Consider the following 2,791-nt stretch of genomic DNA (forward strand, 5'->3'; position numbering starts at 1 on the left):
ATCGTCGATACCGGCCAGAATCCGGGCCTCGCGCTTGAACCTGCGGGCCGCCGGGGCACCTCGCTCGGCGATTCGGAGAAACTTGGCCACCACCGTGCGGTCCAGCCTCAGGTCCCGCGCCTTCCACACCTCCGCCATGCCGCCGTGAAAGCGCTCGAGCAAGGCGTACCGGCCGAGCACCAGACTCCGCGTGGACGACTGATCCGTCCCTCGTAAGACCGACATGCCCGAACACTGTCAGCTGACGCGGCATCTGGTGGACGAAATGGCGAAAAAAAGGGGTGCCGGGCGAGGGTTACCGCCGAGTAATCGACGTCCGGACGTGGCCTTCCGTGAACGAGCGCACTCCGGTCGGTGAGCGCGCACGAAGGCCGGTCAGTCAGCGGGGTCCGGGGTCGGTGTCGGCGCGGAAGACGGGCAGGCCCGCGCGCATCCGGGCGAGGAGCGCGGCGTGGTCGAACATCTCCTCGCCGTCCTCCTCGTCCTCGTCGGCGGTGAAGACGTCGTCCACGAGGAGGGCCCGCAGCCGCTCCTGCACGCCGTCACCGTATCCCTGCTGGTAGTCGTCGAGATCGAAGTGGAGGCCGGCTTCGACGGTCGCGATCGTGGCGTGCTCGTCCTCGACGACCAGGCGGGCGCGGATCCGGCGCGCCTGCAACGTGTGGTCGTTGTAGTACCCGTGGACGACCTCCGCCTCGATGTCGCCGAGGACGCACATGTCGCCGTCGGTGAAGACCCCTCGGGCCGTGACACCGCCGCCGACGACCACCACCGAGTCCGGACCGCAGTCGGCCAGCAGCCCCCTGACGGTCAGCGAACCGGTCACCACGAGGGGCGCCTCCACGTCCAGGTCGCCCTCCACCACCAGGTCGCCGTGGTGGAAGAACGGATCGGCCAGCTGCTGGTCGCCGCTCAGCGTGCGCGCCGTACCGGTGTCGCCGAGGGCGGCGGCGCAGAGCCGGGGTATCGAGGGCAGCAGGTCCGGGTGGCACTCGTGTCTCAGCGCGGCGGCCAGCTCCCGGTAGCTGCCGAAGTCCGATCGCACCAGCCGTGCGAGTCGGTGGCTGTCGTCGGGTATTCCGGCGGCCTCGCACGCCGCGGCCTGCCCGGCGCAGATCGTGGCGGCGGCCCGGCGGACCGCGGCGGCGTCGAACGTGGCTTCACTCGCGACTTCGCTCATGGTGAGGACCCTAGAGCAGCCCTCTGACATCGACGCTGATGCAGCGGCCGCCGGCGGGAGGCTCGGCGGGCGGTCCGGTCACGGAGGCGGTGGCGCCGCGCGCCGCGCGTCGGCGTGGCGGGCGACCAGGGTGGCAAGGGCGGCGCGGGACGGGACGCCCGTCTTGCGGTAGGCACGGGCGACGTGGCTCTCGACCGTGCGCGGACTGAGGAAGAGCCGGGAGGCGATGGCCTGGTTGGTGAGGCCTTCGGCGACCAGTTCCGCTATCTCCCGCTCCCGCGCGGTCAGTCGGGCGAGCGCGGGGCCCGGATCGGCCGTCCCCGTCCACGGTCCCGCCGATCCGCCCGGCGGTTCCCGGTCCTGCCGGTCGGCGAGGTCGAGCAGCTGCACCGCTCCGCCCTCCGCGGCCAGGCGCCGGGCGCGGCGCCACATGTCCGCCGCCCGGTCGCGCTCGCCCGCCTCACGCGCGAACGGGGCGGCGAGCAGCAGGCCCTGCGCTTCGCGGAGGGTGGCGCCGCAACGCGCGCTCTCCTGGGCCGCTTCGGCGAAGGCTCGCGCGGCGGCCGCCGGATTCCCGTGGTGGGCCTCCACGCGCCCCTGGGCGCGCAGCGCCGCCGCCCGGCGGGTGGGCAGATCGATGTGCGCGGCTTCCTTCGCGGCGCGCTCGGCGGCGTATTCGGCCTCCGCCGTCTCCCCCACCGCCAGGGAGGCGGCGGTCAGCACTTCCAGGTACTCGGTGGCCAGAGACGGCTGCAACCGCGGCAGGTCCCTGCCGCCTCCCGCGTCGAGCAGCACGTCCCGGGCCCGGTGCGCGTCACCGGCGCCCAGCACGGCGAAGGCGAGCAGCGAACGCGCGAGCGTGGACCACCAGCTGTCGGAGGAGCCCTCGACCGCGGCCGCGGCCTCCTCCGCGGCGGCCAGCACCTCCGGGTCGCCCGGTGGGCGGGCCTGGCCGAGGAACAGGGCTCTGATCGCGAGCGTGCAGCCGAGGAACTCGCCGCTGCCCAGGGCCCGGGCGATGGTCGCGGCCTCGTCGGCCAGTTCGAGCGCCGAGGTGACGCGGCAGGTCAGGAAGTGGACGTAGGCCCGGCACAGCAGGAGTTGGGAGAGCATGTAGAGGCGTCCGGTACGCCGGGCGACGTCGGCGCCGCGTACGGTGTGGCGCTCGGCGTCGGCGTAGGCGTCGAGCAGCACCTCGGCCCAGCTCAGCCGGACCAGCGGCTCACACTGTCCCATGAGGTCGCGGTCGGTGAGGGCGTCCGCCAGTCCGGCCGCCGCGCGGGCCAGTTCCCGGGCTGCCGCCGTGTCGCCCTCGTACGCCTCGCTCATCGCGGCGAGGGTCACGGCGCCGAGCTCGCCGAGTCCGTCCCCGAGGGCGCGGGCGTCCGCGAGAGCCCCGGCGAGTTCCTCCCGCACCTCGGGGAAGCGGGCGACGAACTGGGCGCGGCAGCACCACTCGACTACCAGGGCGATCCGCTGGGACGGGGAGGGGCCGGGTCGCCGGTCCAGTTCGCGGCGCAGCAGCGCGTCGGCCTCGGCGTAGCGGCCGAGTTGGCGCTCGACGACGGCACACTGCAGGACGGCGGTGGTGCGCAGCGCGTCGCCGTCGCC

At 74.0% G+C, this 2,791-nt stretch carries 2 protein-coding genes and 1 pseudogene; all 3 read right to left on the reverse strand.

Going from position 1 to position 2,791, the window contains the following annotated elements; genetic code table 11:
• Positions 1-180: pseudogene (locus FNX44_RS29270) on the reverse strand (serine/threonine protein kinase); the annotation flags it as partial.
• A 199-nt stretch (positions 181-379) separates the two neighbouring features.
• Complete coding sequence (locus tag FNX44_RS25500) at positions 380-1,180, reverse strand: hypothetical protein (protein ID WP_143651345.1); 801 nt, start codon at positions 1,178-1,180, stop codon at positions 380-382.
• Between the two features lie 78 nt (positions 1,181-1,258).
• On the reverse strand, positions 1,259-2,791 hold a 1,533-nt coding region (locus FNX44_RS25505), incomplete at its 5' end, for a LuxR family transcriptional regulator (RefSeq protein WP_228450221.1).

The organism is Streptomyces alkaliterrae, from assembly GCF_007097205.2.
Classification (GTDB): Bacteria; Actinomycetota; Actinomycetes; order Streptomycetales; family Streptomycetaceae; genus Streptomyces; species Streptomyces alkaliterrae.